Genomic DNA, 19,075 nt, shown 5'->3' with positions numbered 1-19,075 from the left:
GGTGCCTCGGGAAAAGGAAAAGGGAGGAACGAGTCCTCCCTTTTTCAGTGCAGTGGCGGGTGGTGGGGTTACTTCTTCTTGCCGCCACCAGAGGCCTTTTTGGAAGCCTTGAGGGGGTTAACCTTGAGCTCTTCGCTGGCGATCTCCACCTTCACGTGGGTGGCGAAGTTGCAAAGGCCCGCGGACCACTTCTTGACAGGTGCCGGGTAGGCGCTGCAGACTTTGCCGATGCTCCCGTCGACCACACGCTCACACCCTTCGCAGTTTTCAACCACAACCTGGCAGGAACCGCCGGTGAAGATACAACCCTGCTTTCCCCAGAAGGTACACTCGGTACCGGGAAGAACTGTTTGACACTGCATTCTGAATCCTCCTGAATCGTTTTGTTTCCCAGAACTGTCTATTAGCCAATCTAGCAATTCCAAAAGAAAAAAGTCAACTGTAAAATCCCCGGCGCACCTTTGGTTCCAAAGCACGTTAACCCAAACGGTCCATTGTCCATTTCAGAGGCGCAATTGCGATTTCGTGCGGGCTTCGGAGCGCGGGAATTGAGGATTGCCAGGGTTGACTCGCCAAGGGGTATGTATTACCCTTTCACTACCTGAAAAATCAAGCCTCCGCAATGTGTGAGGCCATTTCCCCAAGGGAGGGACTATGCATCGAATCGCTTTCGGCACCTCGGGCTGGCGCGGCATCCTCTGTGAGGATTTTACTTTCGAGAACGTAAAGATCGTGACCCAGGCCATCGCCGATCACGTGGTGTCAATCGGGGAGAAGGAGAAGGGGATCATCGTCGCCTATGATACCCGCTTCATGGGTGAGCGGTTTGCCAAGGAGACCGCCCGGGTTCTGGCCGGTGCCGGCATCAAGGCCTATGTCTGCAAGCGTGACACGCCGACCCCTGTCGTTTCCTTCGAGATCCTGCGGCGCAAGGCAGCCGGCGCCATCAATTTTACCGCCAGTCACAATCCCCCCGAGTACAACGGCATCAAGTTTTCCCCTTCCTGGGGAGGCCCCGCGCTTCCCGAGACGACGAAGGACATCGAGCGGCGCGCCAACGAGATGCTGGGCGAGGTCTGCTACCGGGAGATGGCCCTGGACGATGCGGTCCGTGCGGGGCTCGTGGAGGAGATCGACCCTCGGGAGCCGTACCTGGCGGACCTGGAGACGAAGGTCGACTTCTCCGCCATAGCGTCCCTCGGCACCATCGCGGTGAATGCCCTCTACGGCACCGGCCGGGGGTACCTGGAAGAGCCCCTCATGAAGCATGGGGCGAAGGTCGCAATGCTCAACATGCACCCGGATCCCTACTTCGGCGGGTTTCCCCCCGAGCCTTCCGAGAAATACATCCAGGACTTCATCGGGCTGGTGAAGGGAGACCCGGCGGTGAAGCTGGGGATCGCCACCGACGGCGACGCCGACCGCTTCGGCATCGTGGACGGGGACGGCTCCTTCATCGAACCCAACTATATCGTCGCGCTCCTGCTCGACTACCTGGTGCGGGTCCGGAAGATGACTGGCGCCGTTGCCCGTAGTGTCGCCACTTCGCACCTGATCGATGCGGTGGCGAGGAAGCACGGCATCGAGGTTATCGAGACGCCGGTCGGCTTCAAGTACATCGGCGAGCTGATCAGCCAGGACCGGATCATCATCGGCGGCGAGGAGAGCGCCGGCCTCTCCATCAAGGGGCACGTGCCGGAGAAGGACGGCATTCTCGCCTGCTTCCTGGTGGCCGAGATGGTGGCCCGGGAGGGTTTGTCGGTGAAGGCCCTGCTGGAGCGGCTTTACGGTGAGGTGGGGAAATTCGTGACGAAACGGGAGAACATCACCCTCTCGCCGGCCCTGGAAGTCGGGTATGCCGACAAGCAGCGGCAGGCCCCGGCGGAGTTTGCCGGCTTAAAGGTAAAGGAGATGATAACCGTGGACGGGAGCAAGTTCATCCTGGAGGACGGCAGCTGGCTTCTGTTCCGCAAATCGGGGACCGAGCCGGTGGTAAGGCTCTACGGCGAGGCGTCCGGCGAGGAGAAGCTGGCGGCGGTCATGGCGGCGGGGAAGGCGTTCATTCTCGGGTGATGTCCGGAAGCGTTATTCATATCGAAAAATGAGCAATGGCGCTCCGGCGGGTTATCCCTTCCGGTACTGCGCCATTCGTTTTTCCAGACTGTAAAAGAATGGATATTGAATACCTGACAATTTTGCTATAGTATTGCGGAGCGATGAACGTTATTCCAAGGAGGATTTTTCATGTGGGAGTATACTGACAAGGTTCGGGAGCACTTCCTGAACCCGCGAAACGTTGGGGAGATTCCGGAAGCGGACGCGGTGGGAGAGGTGGGAAGTCTCGCCTGCGGCGACGCCCTTAAACTTTATATCAAGCTCGACGACAGCAAGGAACGGATTGTCGACGCCAAGTTCCAGACCTTCGGCTGTGCCAGCGCCATCGCGTCGTCTTCGGCTCTTACCGAGATCATCAAGGGAAAGACCCTCGATGAGGCCCTGGCCACCACCAACCAGGAGATCGCCGACTTTCTGGGGGGGCTTCCCGAGGAGAAGATGCACTGTTCGGTCATGGGGCAGGAGGCCCTTGAGGTGGCCATTGCCAAGTACCGCGGGGGGCCGGTGCCCACCCACCACGACCACCATGAGGAGATGGAGCCGGGGGAGGTTGTCTGCAAGTGCTTTGGCCTTACCGACACCTTCCTCCGGAAGGTTATCGCCGCCAACAAGCTCACCACGGCGGAGCAGGTGACCCATTTCACCAAGGCGGGGGGGGGGTGCGGCGGTTGCATCCCAAGAATCAAGGAGCTGATCGACGAGGTGCTCGGCACCCAATCCAAGGAGGTGCGGAAGAAACCCGAGAAGCTCACCAACCTCCGCAAGATGCAGCTCATCCAGGAGACCCTGGAAAAAGATGTTCGCCCCATGCTGTGGGCCGACGGCGGCGACCTGGAGCTGGTGGACATCTCTGGGAACGAGGTTCAGATCGCCTTCCGCAAGGCCTGCGCCGGCTGCGCCTCGTCGGGCAACACCGCCAAGTTCGTGGAGTTGAAGCTGCGGGAGCTGGTGGCTGACGACATCGTTGTCCAGGAGGTGGAGGGATGAAAGAGATCTACATGGACAACAACGCCACCACCAAGGTGGACGAGGCTGTCTTTGAGGAGATGCGCCCCTATTTCTGCGAGCTCTATGGCAACCCCAGCTCCATGCACTTTTTCGGCGGCCAGGTGCAGAAGAAGGTGGACGAGGCGAGAAACCGCGTAGCGGCCCTCCTGGGGGCTTCCCCCGATGAGATCGTCTTCACCGCCTGCGGCACCGAGAGCGACAACGCCGCCATCCGCTCGGCCATCGAGGTCTACCCGGAGCGCCGCCACATCATCACCACCCGCGTGGAGCACCCGGCGGTGCTGACCCTCTGCCGCAACCTCTCCAAGCGGGGCTACCGGGTCACCGAACTGAATGTGGACGGCGAGGGGAGGCTGGACCTGGATGAACTGAGGTCGGCGGTTGACGAAGACACGGCCGTCGTGTCGGTCATGTGGGCCAACAACGAGACCGGCGTGGTCTTTCCCATTGAAGAGGTGGGGAGGATCGTCAAGGAGAAGGGGAAAGGGGCCTTCTTCCACACCGACGCCGTCCAGGCGGTGGGAAAGATCCCGATCAACATGGCCGCTTCCACCGTGGACATGCTCTCCATCTCCGGCCACAAGCTCCACGCACCCAAGGGGATCGGGGTCCTCTACGTCCGCAAGGGGGTGCCGTTCCGGCCGTTCATGGTTGGTGGGCACCAGGAGCACAACCGCCGGGCCGGCACCGAGAACACCGCCGCCATCATCGCCCTTGGCAAGGCGTGCGAGGTGGCGGGACAGTGGATGGAGGACGAGAATACACGGGTCAAGGCCATGCGCGACCGGCTCCAGGCAACGCTCCTGGAGCTGATTCCCCGGGCCAGGATCAATGGCGGCGAGGCAGAGCGGCTTCCCAACACCCTTTCCATCGCCTTCGAGTTCGTGGAAGGGGAGGCGATCCTGATGCTCCTGTCGGAGAAGGGGATCTGCGCCTCTTCGGGGAGCGCCTGCACCTCCGGGTCCCTGGAGCCCTCCCACGTGTTGCGGGCCATGGGGGTGCCGTTCACCTGCGCCCACGGCTCCATCCGCTTCTCCCTGTCCCGCTTCAACACCGACGAGGAGATCGACACCATCATTCGGGAGATGCCGCCGGTCATCCGCAGGCTGCGGGAGATGTCACCCTTCGGTCGGGAATTCCTGAACAGCTGATCGAATCCTTCATCATCCCCGTTAAACAAAAGGGGACGCCGCGTAGATGGCGTCCCCTTTTCTTATGCTGTTATGGTTGTCCGTCTATTTCTGGCAGACCGACGGGTCCTTGCATATCTCGATGAGGGCCTCAAGGGCGTTGGTCACCGTGAGGATGCCGACCAGATTGTCGCTGTCGTCCATGACGAGGACGCCGTTGAGCTTGCGGTCGTGGAGAAGCTTGGCCGCGTCGGTCAGGGCGGTGTCGGGCTTCACCCTGTAGGGCTTGGGGTTCATGGCCTCGGTGACCGACGTCTTGGAGAGGATGTAGTGGACCTCCCAGGTGTCGAGGGACGTGGCCTTGGAGGGCTTGAAGTCCGCCACCATCTTCTCCGTGAGAATGCCGGCGACCTTTCCCTTGTCCATCACGGGCAGCCGCCGGATGTTCTTTTCCTTCATGAGGTGGATCGCCTCGATGACCGTGGCGTCCTTGTCGATGGTGATGGGGTTTTTCGTCATCCAGCGTCCAACTGTGGTCATGTTTTCCTCCTATCGTTGGCGTAGGGGCAATTCATGAATTGCCCTTACATACCCAGGAATGCCTTCTTCACGTGCTCGTCGTTGAGGAGCGCCTCGCCGGTGCCGGTGAGGACGACCCGCCCGGTCTCCAGGACGTAGGCCCGGTGGGCGATCCTGAGGGACTGGAAGACGTTCTGCTCCACGAGGAGGATGGTCACCCCCTGCTTGTTGATCTCGGTAATGATCTCGAAGATGAACCGGACCAGGAGCGGCGCCAGGCCCAGTGACGGCTCGTCCAGGAGGAGCAGCTTCGGGTTGGTCATGAGCCCCCGGGCGATGGCCAGCATCTGCTGCTCGCCGCCGCTCATGGTGCCGCCAAGCTGCTTGGCCCGCTCCTTGAGGCGGGGGAAGAGGCCGAAGACCCGGTCGACGTTGGCCTCCCGGTCGCCCCGGGTGCTCTTGAGGTAGGAGCCCATCCGCAGGTTCTCCAGAACCGTCATCTCCGGGAAGATCTTACGCCCCTCGGGCACCTGGACGATCCCCTGCTCCACCACCTCGTGGGACTCCAGTTTCGCCAGGTCGGTGCCGTTGAATGCGAGGGTGCCGGAGGTGGGCTTCACCAGCCGCGAGATGTTCTTGAGGGTGGTGGATTTGCCGGCGCCGTTGGAGCCGACCACGGTGACGATTTCCCCCTGCTTCACCTCCAGGTCGATGTCCCAGAGGACCCTGAGGTCGCCGTAGCTGAAGTTCAGTTTCTCTATCGTGAGCATTTCAAAACCCCATTAAAGTTAGTGTTCGCTTCCCAGATATGCTTCGACGACCGCCTGGTTGTTGACGATCTCCTCGGGGCTCCCCTCGGCCAGCTTCTCCCCCGAGTTCAGGACCACGATCCGGTCCGAGATCCGCATGATCGCCTTCATGTCGTGCTCGATGACCATCTGGGTGATATCCCCCCGCTTCTTGATGTCAAGGATCAGCTGAATGATCTCCTCGCTCTCGGCCGGGTTGAGCCCTCCCATGACCTCGTCCAAGAGGAGCAGTTCCGGCTTGGTGGCCAGAACCCGGGCCACCTCCAGCTTCTTCCGCTCGCCGATGGGGAGACCGCCGGCGAGAAAGTCGGGCTTGTTGTCCATCCGGACCACCTTCAGCTGCTCCATGGCGATCTCCCGGGCCACCTTGAGGGAGCCGGTCCGGCAGAGGGCACCCACCATGACGTTGTCGACGACCGAGAGCTTGGCCAGGGGGCGGACCTTCTGCCAGGTGCGGACCATGCCGAGCTTGCAGACCTTGTCGGGCTCCATGCCGTTGATCTTCATCCCCTTGAAGATCACCTCGCCCCGCGATGGCGGATAGTAGCCGGTGATGCAGTTGAAGAGAGTGGTCTTGCCGGCGCCGTTGGGGCCGATGAGCCCCATGATCATCCCCTCCTCCATGGAGAAGGAGACGTCGGAGTTGGCGGCGAGGCCGCCGAAGAACTTGCTTACGTGTTTTATTTCCAGTATCGCCATGGGTGACACCTCACATCGCCTTTTTCTTGGAGAGCTTCTTGACGTAGCCCAGGACGCCGTCGGGCATGAAGAGAATGACCACCACCACCAGGATGCCATAGATCAGGGCGTGGGCGTGGGCCAGATGCTCCTTGAGGAGGATGCCTATTCCCGACGTCTCATCGGCCAGACCGAGCTTGAAGATCCCCTGGGCGATCAGGTTGCTCCGCAGGGCCTCGGAGAGCGGCACGAGCACCAGGGACCCCACCACCGGACCCCAGATGGTGCCGATGCCGCCGATGATGCAGATGAGGACGATCTGCACCGAGATGTCCAGGGCGAGCACCGTGGGGGGGTCGATGAAGCCGATGTAGATGGCGTAGAAGCTGCCGGCCAGGGAGGTGAGGACCGCCGAGATGGCCAGGGCGATGCTCTTGTAGATGGAGAGGTTGATCCCCAGGGAGTGGGCCGCGTCCTGGTCCTCGCGGATGGCCTGGAAGTAGTAGCCGAGCTTGGAATGCTGCACCAGGTAGGTGATCGCGATGGTCAGGAGGGCGATCACGAGACCGATATAGTAGAACGGCACCTTGGAGAGGAAATCGGTGATCACCGTTCCCCCGATGGTGAGGGGGGGGATGTCAGTGGCCAGAATCCCTTCGGCGCCGTTGGTGAGATCCTTCAGGTTCATGGCGCACAGGCGCAGGACCTCCGCCACGGCGATGGAGGCGAGAACGAAGTAGGGGCCCCGGAGCCGGAAGCAGATGCTCCCGATGATGAGGGAGACCACCAGGGCCACGACGATGCCGGCGATCATCCCGTACCAGGGGGGAATCTGCTTGAACTGCATCAGAATCATGGTGGTGTAGGCGCCGGCCCCGAAGTAGGCGGCGTGGCCCACCGAGTACTGGCCCGTGTAGCCGCCGACGATGTTCCAGCTCTCCCCCATGATGGTGCTGAGGAAGAAGAGGATCATGATGTGGAGGGCGTAGGGGCTCTCCACCGCCTTGGGAAAGAGGAAGAGGCCCGCGAGGATGACCACCCCGAGGATGATCGATATCGGCGAGGCTGCCCGCGTATTGGTAATCAGAGCATTGATCTGTCTCATGTCAGTCGGACCCCGCTACAGTTTGGATTTGCCGAGCAGACCCGCCGGCTTGAAGAGGAGCACCAGGAGGAAGAGGACGAAGACCACCACATCCTTCCAGCCGGAGGAGATGTAGACGGCTCCCATGGACTCGGCCACCCCGATGATGACCCCGCCGATGGTGGCCCCCACGATGCTCCCCATGCCGCCGAGGACCGTGATGACGAACGCCTTGAGGGTGAAGGTGCTCCCGATCTGGGGGAAGATGTAGTAGGTGGGGGAGATGAGCGCCCCTGCCGTGCCGGCCAGGGCCGCCCCCATGCCGAAGGCCAGGATCGACATCCGCTTTACGTTGATCCCCATGAGCTGTGCCGCCTCCCGGTCCTGGGCCGTGGCCCGGATCGCCTGGCCCGTGTCGGTCTTCATCAGGAACCAGTAGAGGGCCAGGGTGATGGCCGCGGTGATGAGGAACGAGATGGCGAGGGGGGACGAGATGGAAATGGTCCCGATGTTGAAGCTGCTCGACGAGTAGGACGTGGTGAGGATCTTGTAGTCCGAGGTATAGATGAACATCATGGCGTTGCTCATGATGAGCCCCAGGCCGATGGTGAGGAGGATCTGGTTCTGGGGCAGCGCGTTGAGCACGCGGTTGATGAACATTTTCTGGAGGATGGCTCCGAAGAGGAACATGAGCGGAATGGTGAAAATGATGGAGACGAAGGGGTCGACCCCCGCCAGGGTGAAGAAGTTATAGGTCAGGTACATGCCGATCATCATGATATCGCCGTGGGCGAAGTTGATGACCCGCATGACGCCGAAGATGATCGTGAGGCCGATGCCGATAAGGGCGTAGACGCCGCCGATCAGGATACCGCTGATGAGCGATTGGAGAAAAATGGTCATGGTGAGAACTCCGGGGAAAACGGGCTAAAGGCTGAAGACTGACGGTCAAGGAAAAGGCTAAAGGGTTTCCCCTTTAGCCTTCAGCCTTCAGCCTGCGGTTGGGGTTTACTTCCATCCCGGGAACGGATAGACCGCCTTTTTGGTGGCGAACTTGGCCGGGTAGACCGTCTCGTACTTGCCGTTCTGGAGCTGCTGAACGAGCATCTGGTGGTTGTTCTGGTTGGTGAAGCCGGCGTAGTCCTCGAACTTCACCTCGCCCATGATGCCGTTCCACTTGCCGCTCTTGAGTCCGGCGCGGGTCTTCTCCCTGTCGCCGCCGGCTGCGGCCGCGGTCTGGGCCATGATCATCATCGCCTCGTAGGCGCAGGCGGCGTGGTAGGTGGGCTCCTTGCCGAACTTGGCCTTGTAGCGCTTGCCGAAGTCGGCGGCCCCCGGCCAGTTCACGTCGTCGGTCCACTGGGTGCAGGAGAGGACGTTGTTGGAGATCTGCTTCTCGTTGGCGAACTGCACGGTGGTGAAGCCGGCGCCGCCCCCCAGGAAGGCCTGGGGAGAGAGGCCGATTTCCCGGGCCTGGCGCATGAGGAGAATGGCGTCGGCCACGTAGGAAACCATGAAGACCAGGTCGGGTTTCTTTGCCTTTATCTTGGTGAGGGTCGAGCGGTAGTCGGGGGAACCCTTGGAGTAGGGCTCGTCCGCCACCATCTGGATACCCTTTTTGGCCACGTACTCCTTGGCGGTTTTCACCGTGGAGGTGCCGAAATCGGTGTTCTCGTAGATGAAGGCGATGGTCTTGGGCTTGCCGAGACCGGTGGCGGCGTCGATGAGGCTGGCCGCGTACTGGTCGGCCGGGGCGTTCAGGCGGTGGACCCACTTGAGACCCTGGCGGGTGATCTCTTCCTTGGCGGCGGCCGGGACGAGGAGCGGCACCTTGTAACGCTCGGCCAGCTTGGCAACGGCGTTGGAGCAGGCCGAGGTGTAGGGGCCGACAACACCGGCCACGCCGTCACGGGTGGCGAGCTTTTCCATGGCGCTCATGGCGATCTGGGGCTTGCCGGTATCGTCTTCCCAGACGAGGTCGACATTGATCCCCTTCTTCTTCAAATCCTCCTGGGCCAGCTTGATCCCGTTGGTCAGGTTCTCGCCGATGGGGGCCTCGGGGCCGGTCATGGAGTTGATGACCCCGATCTTCACGTTGGCAGCCATGGCCAGCCCCGGAAGGGCCAGCGCGGCGGCCAGAACGCACGACATGAGCTTCTTCATCATGGTTTCTGCCTCCTTTGGTGTGGTTGACTGACACGCATTTACAGTGTTGTTGAAAAGATGTTATTCAGGATGGAAAGTTTTCTGTCGGGTGCTGCATATCCGCGCTGCGAGCGGAGTTTGTTGCGTGAGATGATGTTTTATTCAAAGCAACTAAGGTGCCATTCCGTAACATATTCGTAACCTGCGGAAATGTCGTTGATCCCCCCCGGTGAAACATTCTTTTATCCATCAGAACGGTTCGGTTGTGGCGGAAATTGGCCAGGAACGGGTGGCTGATTTCCGCCACTGCGGAGTCCCCGGTTGACTTGAAGGCGGGGTGGCTTTAAAGTCACAGGGTTGCTCTGACGAGTCGAACAAAGGAGGCCTCTGTTCCCATGGGCTATCGCACCCTGAAAGATTGTGTCTTTGACCTGGAAACCCGCGGCGACCTGATCCGCATTGACGCGGAGACCGACCCGAACATCGAGATCGGCGCCATTCAGCGCCGGGTCTACCAGGCCGGGGGGCCGGCGCTCCTCTTCACCCGCGTCAAGGGGTGCCGTTTTCCCATGCTCGGCAACCTCTTCGGCACCATGGCGCGGACCGAGTTCATCTTTCGGGACACCCTGGACGACATCCGCCGCCTTGTGGAGCTGAAAATCAACCCCACCGCCGTCCTGAAGAATCCCAAGGAATACGCGGGAGCCCCCCTGGCGGCGCTCCGGCTTCTGCCGCGGCGTGTTTCCCGGGGGCCGATCCTCGACCACCGCGCCACCATCGCCGAACTCCCCCAGCTCAAATCGTGGCCCATGGACGGCGGCCCCTTCGTGACGCTCCCCCAGGTCTACTCCGAGAGCCCCCGCCGCCCCGGCTTCCGCTTCTCGAACCTGGGGATGTACCGGGTGCAGCTTGCCGGCAACGCATACCGCCTCAACGAAGAGGTGGGGGTCCACTACCAGATCCACCGGGGTATCGGCGTCCACCACGCTGAGGCCATCGAGCGGGGCGAGCCCCTGCGGGTGAGCGTCTTCGTGGGGGGGCCCCCCTCCATGACCGTGGCCGCTGTCATGCCCCTTCCCGAGGGGCTTCCCGAGCTCTCCTTCGCGGGGCTTCTGGGGGGGCACCGGCTGGCCATGGTCTGCCGGCCGGGGGAGCTCCCCATGCCCGCCGAGGCCGACTTCGTCATCACCGGCACCATAGACCCGGCTAAAACCCTCCCCGAAGGGCCCTTCGGCGACCACCTGGGGTACTACAGCCTCGCCCACCCCTTCCCGGTGCTGCGGGTGGAGAACGTCTGGCACCGGGACGATGCCATCTGGCCCTTCACCTCCGTGGGGCGTCCGCCCCAGGAGGACACCACCTTCGGCGCCTTCATCCACGAGCTGACCGGCTCCCTCATCCCGGAAGTCCTTCCCGGCGTGAAGGCCGTCCACGCCGTGGATGCCGCCGGGGTTCACCCGCTGCTGCTGGCCGTGGGGAGCGAGCGCTACGTCCCCTACGAGGCCGAGCGGGTGCCGCGGGAGCTCCTCACCATTGCCAGCGCCATCCTCGGCAACGGCCAGCTCTCCCTGGCCAAGTACCTCTTCATCACCCCCCACGAGGACAACCCGCCGGACATCCACCACATCGACGAGTTCCTCGCCTTCATCCTGGAGCGGGCCGACTGGCGGCGCGACCTCCACTTCCACACCCGCACCACCATCGACACCCTCGATTACTCCGGGAGCGGCCTCAACGAAGGGTCCAAGGTGATCGTGGCCGCTGCCGGGCCCAAGCGGCGCGACCTTCTCACCGAGGTGCCGGCGCGGCTCCGGCTTCCCGACGGGTTCACCGCTCCCAGCGTATGCCTTCCTGGCGTCCTGGCCGTCACCGGCCCGGCCTTTCCCGGCTACGGCGACAACGGTTTGCCGGACCTGGAGCGCTTCTGCGCCTCCTTCGCCCCGGACGACCCCATCAATCGCTTCCCCCTGGTGGTGATCGTGGACGACAGCCCCTTCACCGCTCGCACCCTCAACAACTTCCTCTGGGTCACCTTTACCCGCTCGAACCCCGCCGCCGACATCCACGGCATCGGCGCCTCGGTCCGGTGCAAGCACTGGGGATGCGAGGGTGCCCTTGTCATCGACGCGCGGGTGAAGCCCCATCACGCCCCTCCCCTGGAGGAGGTGCCGGAGATCGAGCGGCGGGTCGACGCGCTGGGTGCCCCCGGCGGGCCGCTGCACGGAATTATCTGAGCGAGATTGTGAGATAGCGAGGGAGTGAGGCAGTGAGAGGCAGAAAGAGGCGTGTTCCAACGAAGAAAAATGTGGCAGGGGGGCGGGCGGCATCTCCCGTGGCAACCGGCGGTGGCGAGAAGCTTCTTGCCGCGCTGCGGGAATTGCCGGCAGGGATGATCTACACCCTGGCCGCCAAGCCCACCGTCCTGCGGGGGCTGGCCCTGGCCATCGAAAAGCGGGTGAGGGGAATCGACTGGAACCCCGCCCGTTCGGTCCTCTACGCCGAGGTCATGGACGGAAGCCGCCACTACGAGGTGAGCATGGAGGCCAGCGGCGGCTTCCTCACCCCCTCCTGTGACTGCCCGCTCTGGCGCCCCACCGGCCACTGTCCCCACGTCATCGCCGCCCTGGCGGTTCTGAAAAAGGGCCTGGTGCATCAGTCCCTTTCCAGCCTCCGGCTCGACAGCGACTATCTGGCCGAGGTGAGCGGCTGGTTTTCGGGGAGCGATGCCGCGCAGCCGACGGCGCCGCTGCTGCCGCGCCTCGTGGTGGAGCGGGGCGTCAACGGGATGCAGACGCGGGTATGGCTGGGGGAACGTCCCGTGTCGATCCACGACCAGGGGCTTCCCCGCCCGGTGCGGGATTTCCTCTGGACCCTCCTCAACCCCCGGGAGAGCGGCTTCATCGTCGAGCGCTTCCTGGCGGCCTTCGGCGACGATGCGCCGATCACCTTCCGGCAGGGAGTCAACGAGATTCCCCTTCGATTCGACTGCGACCGGGTTCACGGCACCATGACCCTCCTTGAGCAGGCCGAAGGCAGGGTCACCGCCCGCAAGGCCCTGGAGGACGGGCGCGCCATCCCCGACGGCTGCTTCGCCACCTACCGCTACTATTTCGACATCCCCGCAGGGGCCATCCGCATCATCGACTCCTTCGACGGTTGGGAGCCCTGGAACACCATCAATTACGAGGCAGCCGAATGGAGTCTCGACACCGGAGCCCCCGTGGAGCGAAACCTCCGGACCGTCTCTCTGGCTGCCGATGCCTTCAACTCCCTGGGAATAACCGTTTCCGAGGGGGGGCTCCACGCGCTTCTGGCGCGTATCCGATTCTCCGGAGCAGGCGGGGAAACCGAGCCTGTCCCGGTCACCCACCGGTACCGCCTGCGGGTGACCGACGTGGACAGCAACACCGCACTTCTGCTGGCCGAGGGTCTCCACGGCGACACCCCCATCCCCCTCTCCGGCACGGCGTTCCGTTTCTTCACCGCCCGGGGGCGAACCACGGCATCGGTTCCCCTGCGGACCAAGAAGCGGAGCAGCACCGTGATCGCCGCCTGCTTCGCCACCCTCGACTGTGCAACCAAAGCCGAGCTTGATCGCACCATCCGTGCATCCCTCGCGGGAGACGACTTCCTGAAGCGGAGTGTGAAGAGCGAGGCCAAGCGGATCATCGCCGCCTTCGTTGCCGCCTGCGCCAACCGCGAAGCCACGCTCCTGGCGTCCGACGGTGCCTGGCTCATGACGGTGGCCGAGCCGCGGGTCGAAGCGCGGCTTCTGGAGATCCCCTACCGGCTCTTCGGAGCCGATATTTTCGGCGCGGCCCAGGAGCCCGGCGCCATGGCAGTACCCCGCGACCTCCTCTTCCGGCACCTCCCCGAACTCCACAAACAGCTTGCCGAAAACGGTTTCGACCTGGTCCTCCAGGACCGCCCCGTAAACGCCGTAACCCTGGACGTAACCCTCGACGCCACCCGCTCCACCCTTGACTGGTTCGAGCTCCGCCCCGAGATCCGCTGCGGCACCGACGAACTCACCGAGCAGGAGATCGCCGAGGCCATGGCCAGCGGCGGCGTCTTCCGCCGGGGCGACTCCTTCCTCCTCATCGACGAGGAATCGGCCCGCATCCTCGCCATGCTCTACCCCGAGGCCGGAGCGAAAAAGCGCAAGAAGGCAGAAGTGGTCCGCATCCCGCGGCTCCAGATCCTCGACTGGCTCGTCCTGCGGCGCCACGGGGTCACCGTCCGCCTCTCTCCCGAAGACGAGCGGATCTTCGCAAGCCTCGCCACCTTCGAGCAGATACCGCCGTCGCCACTCCCCACGGGGCTCCAGGCAACCCTTCGCCATTACCAGGAAGACGCCTTCCACTGGCTCGCCTTCCTCTACACCCACCGCTTCGGCGCCTGCCTCGCCGACGACATGGGGCTCGGCAAGACCATCCAGGCCATCAGCCTCCTGGCGGCCCTCCACGAGGGGACGATACCGTCCCGGGCGACTGAACCGTCCCCCCACCTCATCGTCGTCCCCCCGAGCCTCCTCTTCAACTGGGAGAGCGAGCTGGCCCGCTTCTACCCCGCATTGACCGTCCTCACCTACCGGGGTACCGGCCGCAGCGCCGACTTCACCGGCGTCGACATCGTCCTCACCAGCTACGGCATCATCCCCCGTGACATCGACATCCTTGCCGAGATCCCGTTCCACTGCATCGTCTTCGACGAGGCCCAGGCCGTGAAAAACATCCAGGCCGACACCACCGGCGCCTGCCGCCGGCTCCGGAGCGCCTTCACCCTCTGCCTCACCGGCACCCCGGTGGAGAACCACCTGGGCGAGTACTACTCGGTCATGGACCTGGCCGTGCCCGGCCTCCTGGGCTCCTACGAAGAGTTCCGCCGCCACGCCGCCAGCGCCGCCGCCCCGTTCCTCGAAACCCTCATCCGCCGCACCCGGCCCTTTGTCCTCCGACGGTCAAAGCAGATGATCGCCGCCGAGCTCCCCCCCAAGATCGAAACCGACATCCATCTGGAACTGAGCCCCCGGCAGAAGGCCCTCTACACCCGCACCGTCGAAGAGGTGCGCGAAACCGTGGCCGAAGCGTGGCGCAGCAAATCCTCTGGCCAGGCCCGGATCATCGCCCTTACCGCCATCCTGCGGCTGCGCCAGCTCTGTCTCTCCCCCCGGCTCCTCATCCCCGGTTCCAAGGAAGCGTCCCCCAAGGTGGAATTCCTCGTGGAACAGCTGGAGGAGCTCTTCGACGAAGGCCACAGTGTCCTCGTCTTCTCCCAGTTCACCTCCTTCCTCGACATCGTCGAAGCGGAGATGGTCCGCCGGGGGCTCAACCACCAGCGCCTCGACGGCTCCACCCCCATCCCCGAGCGGAAGAAGCTCGTCAATGCCTTCCAGAAGTCGGAAGTGCCCTCCGCCTTCCTCCTCTCCCTCAAGGCCGGCGGCAAGGGGCTCAATCTCACCCGCGCCACCTACGTCTTCCACCTGGACCCCTGGTGGAACCCCGCCGTGGAAAACCAGGCCTCCGATCGGGCCCACCGCATCGGCCAGACCCGCCAGGTAACCATCACCCGCCTCGTCATGCGCCACACCATCGAAGAAAAGATGATGGAGCTGAAAAAGCGCAAGCTCAAGCTCTACCACGCCCTGCTCGAAGAAAGCGCCGCCGGCGAAGGGGCCGGCATCAGCCGGGAGGATTTCGAGTTTTTGCTAGGGTAGGGGGGGATGGAATGTAGGGGCGCCGCTTGCTGCGCCCGAAAAATACAGTGAATCATGTAAGGGCGCAGCAAGCGGCGCCCCTACGGTTGGATCGATTGTGCGGGTGTTCAAATCGTTATCCGCAATCGCCGTAAATCGTTTGCTTGATCGGTCTGAACGGCCATTATGGCAACGCAACTACCACGAACGCATCATCCGCAGCGACGATGAACTGAATGCCGCCCGGAAATACATCGAGGAAAACCCATTGAAATGGGATATGGACAAGGAGAACCCGGCGAATCTGCCCATGCCATGACCACGCCGGGTAAAGCCCTTGACAGCCCTGTGGATAGAGGAGTATGGGATTGTCCTAATGGTATGATCTGATGTTTTTCCGGAGGAGTGGATGACTCCCTGTTCGGGTATGACCCTGCTGTAACAAAAGCCGCCTGCATCGGATAATTCCGATGGGGCGGCTTTTTTGCGGGTTACTTGCGATATGCCTTGTCGTGCTGGGTGTGGAGGCTGACGAGCACAATGGTGGGACCTTGGACCAGGCAGGAGATGGCGCGGGCACCCTGGGTTACCCGGAGCGAGTAGAGCTGCTGTCCGGTAACCGGTTCGACCATGCCGTGCAGTTTCTCGAAATTGAGGCCGGGATGGGTCCATAGCTGGGGGAGGTCAAGCTGCTGGAGGAGCAGCAGCATTTTTGCCGCTGCCTTTCGCACCGGCAGTTCGGCGGACATGACCGCTTCGTCGAAGGGCGGCCGGATCTCAATCCTCATGGGCCCACCGGTCGGCAACGGCAGACGCCTCTTTCTCGGACTCCACCACTATCGACGGCCTCGGGTCTGTAAGCGATGCGACAATGGCCCCCTTGTTTTCGGCGGTCCAGGCCCAGAGCTGGTGACGCGGCACCGGTTCCACCGGCACCAGAACAATCCTGCCGTCTTCCAGAACTTCGAGGTCGAGAGCGTCTCCAGCCTTGATGCCGGAATTGAGGGGGAGCGTGATTCTGCGGCGTGAATCGGTTTGAACGAGCATTGCTTGGTACCTCCGATAAAAACGATAGCATTTTGTGGGTATGTGGGCAATGCCCATTTTGTGGATTAACAGTTGGTGGCGATGGTGGGATACAGGGGGAAATGCAATCCTGTGAGACTTTAACGGGGCCGGATTCATCGTGTATTTTTGCTTTTCGTAGGGGCAAACCTTGTGATTGCCTGGCATTTGGACGGATTCCGCAACATTGAATGGCAGCACTTACTTGCGGGTAAAGATTTGTGACTTGTTTTGTCGCAAGTGTGGGTTAGGGTAGGCTCACTTATTTTTATTTTTGTTGTTGGATTTGGGGGAATGATGGACACAGAATTTTATGCTCATTCAACAGATTCGCAGGACAAATCTGACTGGCAGCCGCTAGCCGAGCATTTAGAGGGAGTTGCCCGACTGTCTGAAGAGTTTGCTGCGATTTTCGGGGGTGAAGACTGGGGGCGGTTTGCCGGACTGCTTCACGACTCCGGGAAAGCGACAGCGGACTTTATCAAGCGGCTTGAAGGGAGTAACGTCAAGGTTGATCACTCGACCTTTGGTGCACGATTGGCGCAAGAAAATGCTGGCAAACTCGGATTGTTGCTGGCCTATATCGTTGCCGGTCACCATGGCGGATTGCCGGACGGCGGAGCACAGGAAGGGGAGCTTCACTACCGGCTCAAACATAATAAGGTTCCGCCTGATGTTGCGTTGATTCCCGAAACCGATACTCGGCAGGAGTTGGCGTTGCCGTTTCTCTTGGACAGAGATTTCGGCGGATTCAGTCTCTCCTTCTTTACCCGTATGATTTACTCATGCCTTGTGGATGCCGACTTCCTCGATACGGAGGCCTTTACCACGCCGGATAAAAATGCTGAACGGCCAGTGGTTGACCCGGAGAGCATGATCAAGCTCAAGGGAATACTGGATGCTCATCTAGCCGCACTGGCCGAAAAGGCCGAACCCACCAAGGTCAATCGGTTGCGGCAGGAAATCCTGGTAGAGTGCCGCGCCAAGGCCTGCCTGCCGCCGCAAATCTTTTCCCTGACGGTTCCAACTGGCGGGGGCAAAACCTTATCTTCGCTTGCGTTTGCGCTGGATCACGCGGTTGCCAATAAACTGCGCCGGGTGATTTACGCCATCCCCTTTACCTCAATCATCGAACAGAACGCCAGGGTGTTTCAGGAGATACTTGGACGTGACCAAGTGTTGGAGCACCACTGCAACTACAAGGAAATCGAAGAGTCAGAGGAGGCGGCATATAACCGCAAACGGGGACTGGCGGCGGAGAACTGGGACTCCCCTTTGGTGGTTACAACCAATGTACAGTTTTTCGAGTCGCTGTTCAGCAACAAGCCGTCCCGCTGCCGTAAACTACATAACATCGCTGGTAGCGTAATTGTACTAGACGAGGCCCAGGCAATTCCGACCGAATACCTCGAACCCTGCGTTGCGGCTCTGCGCGAGCTGGTTGCTCACTACAACTGCTCGGTAGTGCTCTGTACCGCCACCCAACCGGCACTCGATGTTGCCAAACTGCGTACCAAGCTGCACAAAATTCACGAAATAATCTCAAACCCGCAACGATTCTATGACGACTTGAGCCGTACCGAGGTGCATTTCGTCGGCAAGCTCGCCGATGGAGAACTTGCCGCAAAGATCGACGCGGTGCCGCAAGTACTCTGCATCGTCCCCACCAAACCGCAAGCCCGTGCGTTGTTCGTGCAACTGAAGAAGCGTGATGGTGCATACCACCTGTCGACCAACATGTACCCCGAACATCGTCGGCGGGTGCTGGAAGAAATTCGTGTCCGTCTAAAAGCCAGACAATGTTGCCGGGTTGTCTCGACCTCCTTGGTCGAAGCCGGTGTAGACCTCGATTTTCCCGTAGTCTATCGGGCCATGACCGGCCTCGACTCAATTGCGCAGGCGGCCGGTCGCTGCAACCGCGAAGGCAAAATGAATGACTATGGCAAACTTGGTCAGGTCTATGTATACGAACCGGAGAAGGTGCCGCGTATGCCCTGGCTCAGGCGTTGTATGGGGCGCGCAGAGGAGACGCTGCGGGCGCTGCCGGATGCCGACCCATTGGGATTGGTGGCGATGCGGCGGTATTTCGAGTTGCTGTATGACGTCCAGGAGTTGGACAAAAAGAAGATTGTGGAGAAACTGAACCGTCTGACTAAAGACCTCTATTTTCCGTTTCGAGAAGTTGCCGAGGAATTCCACTTTATTGAGGATGATACGATCGGGGTCATTGTGCCCATCGAAACAGCAGCCCAGGCGTTGGTGAAAGAGTTGCGATATACGGAATATCCGCGCGCCATACAGCGGAAGTTGCAGCAGTACACTGTGGCGCTTCGTGGTAGAGAATTCACTGCTCTGGAAAAGGCTAGGGCTCTGGATATGGTCCGGGGCGAGTTTCCGGTTTTACATAATTTGAGAGCCTATAACGAGCAGGTTGGGTTGTGTTGTGATGAGGGTGAGGTTTGGGAAGTTGAAAATTTGATTATAATGGACAATGTCCTTTCTCCTTTCTCTGAACAAAAATGCTTGACTTGATGGAAAGCTTCCTTTAGCCTTTGCTAACAATTCTGGTGAAAGGAGGTGCTATGCGATTCAGGACGAAGCTAAGATTGTTCGGCAAAGATTTTTTTGATCTGGAAGTTGAACTGGAGCCCCCATAGGGGCGAATTTTGTATGCGCTCCCACTACTGTCCGGTTAATAGTTGAATAAATTTAGCTGGTTGCTGACGACAGGGTCGGGATTTTGCTTAAGGGCTTCCGCAACCAGCGATGAAATGGGCTTTTTCTCGAACAAATTGACCTCAAGGATCTGTAGAAAAGTGTAGAGCGA

The 19,075-nt window shown here is 61.2% G+C and carries 16 protein-coding genes and 1 pseudogene; 7 read left to right on the top strand and 10 right to left on the bottom strand.

Translation table 11 applies throughout. The features are described from left to right. Window positions 1-68: 68 nt before the first annotated feature. Complete coding sequence (locus RCH91_RS03340) at window positions 69-362, bottom strand: PxxKW family cysteine-rich protein (RefSeq protein ID WP_306533124.1); 294 nt, start codon at window positions 360-362, stop codon at window positions 69-71. Window positions 363-654: 292 nt separating this feature from the next. Here RCH91_RS03340 and RCH91_RS03335 point away from each other — a divergent pair, with 292 nt between their 5' ends. From RCH91_RS03335 to nifS, 3 genes are all read left to right on the top strand, one after another. Next, window positions 655-2,073 carry a phosphoglucomutase/phosphomannomutase family protein gene (locus RCH91_RS03335; protein ID WP_306533123.1) on the top strand — a complete coding sequence of 473 codons (1,419 nt, stop codon included), beginning with the start codon at window positions 655-657 and terminating at the stop codon, window positions 2,071-2,073. Between the two features lie 171 nt (window positions 2,074-2,244). Continuing rightward, window positions 2,245-3,102, top strand: coding sequence for a Fe-S cluster assembly protein NifU (gene nifU, locus RCH91_RS03330; protein WP_306533122.1), 858 nt, complete (start codon window positions 2,245-2,247; stop codon window positions 3,100-3,102). Continuing rightward, the gene (nifS, locus tag RCH91_RS03325) at window positions 3,099-4,274 is read left to right on the top strand and encodes a cysteine desulfurase NifS (RefSeq protein ID WP_306533121.1); all 1,176 of its coding nucleotides are present in this window, start codon (window positions 3,099-3,101) and stop codon (window positions 4,272-4,274) included. Before nifU ends, nifS begins: the two co-directional genes overlap by 4 nt. Window positions 4,275-4,358: 84 nt before the next feature. Here nifS and RCH91_RS03320 read toward each other — a convergent pair whose 3' ends face one another. From RCH91_RS03320 to RCH91_RS03295, 6 genes are all read right to left on the bottom strand, one after another. Beyond that, complete coding sequence (locus RCH91_RS03320; RefSeq protein WP_306533120.1) at window positions 4,359-4,793, bottom strand: CBS domain-containing protein; 435 nt, start codon at window positions 4,791-4,793, stop codon at window positions 4,359-4,361. Window positions 4,794-4,837: 44 nt separating this feature from the next. After that, window positions 4,838-5,542 carry an ABC transporter ATP-binding protein gene (locus RCH91_RS03315; RefSeq protein ID WP_306533119.1) on the bottom strand — a complete coding sequence of 235 codons (705 nt, stop codon included), beginning with the start codon at window positions 5,540-5,542 and terminating at the stop codon, window positions 4,838-4,840. A gap of 18 nt (window positions 5,543-5,560) precedes the next feature. Further along, window positions 5,561-6,280 (bottom strand): ABC transporter ATP-binding protein, encoded by a 720-nt coding sequence (locus tag RCH91_RS03310; protein WP_306533117.1) that lies wholly within the window; start codon window positions 6,278-6,280, stop codon window positions 5,561-5,563. Window positions 6,281-6,290: 10 nt separating this feature from the next. Next, window positions 6,291-7,364, bottom strand: a complete 1,074-nt coding sequence (locus RCH91_RS03305; RefSeq protein WP_306533116.1) for a branched-chain amino acid ABC transporter permease — start codon at window positions 7,362-7,364, stop codon at window positions 6,291-6,293. 15 nt (window positions 7,365-7,379) lie between these two features. After that, window positions 7,380-8,246, bottom strand: coding sequence for a branched-chain amino acid ABC transporter permease (locus RCH91_RS03300; RefSeq protein ID WP_306533115.1), 867 nt, complete (start codon window positions 8,244-8,246; stop codon window positions 7,380-7,382). 105 nt (window positions 8,247-8,351) lie between these two features. Beyond that, window positions 8,352-9,509, bottom strand: a complete 1,158-nt coding sequence (locus RCH91_RS03295; RefSeq protein ID WP_306533114.1) for an ABC transporter substrate-binding protein — start codon at window positions 9,507-9,509, stop codon at window positions 8,352-8,354. A gap of 374 nt (window positions 9,510-9,883) precedes the next feature. Here RCH91_RS03295 and RCH91_RS03290 point away from each other — a divergent pair, with 374 nt between their 5' ends. The 3 genes from RCH91_RS03290 (at window position 9,884) to RCH91_RS03280 (ending at window position 15,502) form a co-directional block, all read left to right on the top strand. Beyond that, window positions 9,884-11,722 (top strand): UbiD family decarboxylase, encoded by a 1,839-nt coding sequence (locus RCH91_RS03290; RefSeq protein ID WP_306533113.1) that lies wholly within the window; start codon window positions 9,884-9,886, stop codon window positions 11,720-11,722. Between the two features lie 32 nt (window positions 11,723-11,754). Next, the gene (locus RCH91_RS03285) at window positions 11,755-15,204 is read left to right on the top strand and encodes a DEAD/DEAH box helicase (RefSeq protein WP_306533112.1); all 3,450 of its coding nucleotides are present in this window, start codon (window positions 11,755-11,757) and stop codon (window positions 15,202-15,204) included. 97 nt (window positions 15,205-15,301) lie between these two features. Beyond that, window positions 15,302-15,502, top strand: a complete 201-nt coding sequence (locus tag RCH91_RS03280; RefSeq protein WP_306533111.1) for a transposase — start codon at window positions 15,302-15,304, stop codon at window positions 15,500-15,502. Between the two features lie 172 nt (window positions 15,503-15,674). Here the strand turns inward: RCH91_RS03280 and RCH91_RS03275 are convergent, their stop codons facing one another. Together RCH91_RS03275 and RCH91_RS03270 are read right to left on the bottom strand one after the other, a co-directional pair. Beyond that, complete coding sequence (locus RCH91_RS03275; protein WP_306533110.1) at window positions 15,675-15,971, bottom strand: hypothetical protein; 297 nt, start codon at window positions 15,969-15,971, stop codon at window positions 15,675-15,677. Further along, window positions 15,961-16,230 (bottom strand): AbrB/MazE/SpoVT family DNA-binding domain-containing protein, encoded by a 270-nt coding sequence (locus RCH91_RS03270; protein WP_306533109.1) that lies wholly within the window; start codon window positions 16,228-16,230, stop codon window positions 15,961-15,963. The genes RCH91_RS03275 and RCH91_RS03270 overlap by 11 nt, the downstream gene beginning before the upstream one ends. A 312-nt stretch (window positions 16,231-16,542) precedes the next feature. Here RCH91_RS03270 and cas3 point away from each other — a divergent pair, with 312 nt between their 5' ends. Continuing rightward, window positions 16,543-18,780 carry a CRISPR-associated helicase Cas3' gene (gene cas3, locus RCH91_RS03265; protein ID WP_306533108.1) on the top strand — a complete coding sequence of 746 codons (2,238 nt, stop codon included), beginning with the start codon at window positions 16,543-16,545 and terminating at the stop codon, window positions 18,778-18,780. Between the two features lie 160 nt (window positions 18,781-18,940). On the opposite strand, the pseudogene RCH91_RS03260 reads toward cas3, so the two are convergent. After that, a pseudogene (locus RCH91_RS03260) lies at window positions 18,941-19,075 on the bottom strand (IS4 family transposase); the annotation flags it as partial.

The sequence above is a fragment of the Geobacter sp. genome (assembly GCF_030834625.1).
Classification (GTDB): domain Bacteria; phylum Desulfobacterota; class Desulfuromonadia; order Geobacterales; family Geobacteraceae; genus Geobacter.
The sequence above is the reverse complement of the archived record's forward strand: the minus strand, read 5'-3'. Positions and strand labels throughout refer to the sequence as shown.

Bases quoted from the DNA above. Each gene is read 5' to 3' on its own strand.
- RCH91_RS03300 (WP_306533115.1), bottom strand. From the start codon at position 8,246: ATGACCATTTTTCTCCAATCGCTCATCAGCGGTATCCTGATCGGCGGC.
- RCH91_RS03310 (WP_306533117.1), bottom strand. From the start codon at position 6,280: ATGGCGATACTGGAAATAAAACACGTAAGCAAGTTCTTCGGCGGCCTC.
- RCH91_RS03295 (WP_306533114.1), bottom strand. From the start codon at position 9,509: ATGATGAAGAAGCTCATGTCGTGCGTTCTGGCCGCCGCGCTGGCCCTT.
- RCH91_RS03340 (WP_306533124.1), bottom strand. From the start codon at position 362: ATGCAGTGTCAAACAGTTCTTCCCGGTACCGAGTGTACCTTCTGGGGA.
- nifU (WP_306533122.1), top strand. From the start codon at position 2,245: ATGTGGGAGTATACTGACAAGGTTCGGGAGCACTTCCTGAACCCGCGA.
- cas3 (WP_306533108.1), top strand. From the start codon at position 16,543: ATGATGGACACAGAATTTTATGCTCATTCAACAGATTCGCAGGACAAA.
- RCH91_RS03275 (WP_306533110.1), bottom strand. From the start codon at position 15,971: ATGAGGATTGAGATCCGGCCGCCCTTCGACGAAGCGGTCATGTCCGCC.
- RCH91_RS03315 (WP_306533119.1), bottom strand. From the start codon at position 5,542: ATGCTCACGATAGAGAAACTGAACTTCAGCTACGGCGACCTCAGGGTC.
- RCH91_RS03320 (WP_306533120.1), bottom strand. From the start codon at position 4,793: ATGACCACAGTTGGACGCTGGATGACGAAAAACCCCATCACCATCGAC.
- RCH91_RS03335 (WP_306533123.1), top strand. From the start codon at position 655: ATGCATCGAATCGCTTTCGGCACCTCGGGCTGGCGCGGCATCCTCTGT.
- RCH91_RS03290 (WP_306533113.1), top strand. From the start codon at position 9,884: ATGGGCTATCGCACCCTGAAAGATTGTGTCTTTGACCTGGAAACCCGC.
- nifS (WP_306533121.1), top strand. From the start codon at position 3,099: ATGAAAGAGATCTACATGGACAACAACGCCACCACCAAGGTGGACGAG.
- RCH91_RS03305 (WP_306533116.1), bottom strand. From the start codon at position 7,364: ATGAGACAGATCAATGCTCTGATTACCAATACGCGGGCAGCCTCGCCG.
- RCH91_RS03270 (WP_306533109.1), bottom strand. From the start codon at position 16,230: ATGCTCGTTCAAACCGATTCACGCCGCAGAATCACGCTCCCCCTCAAT.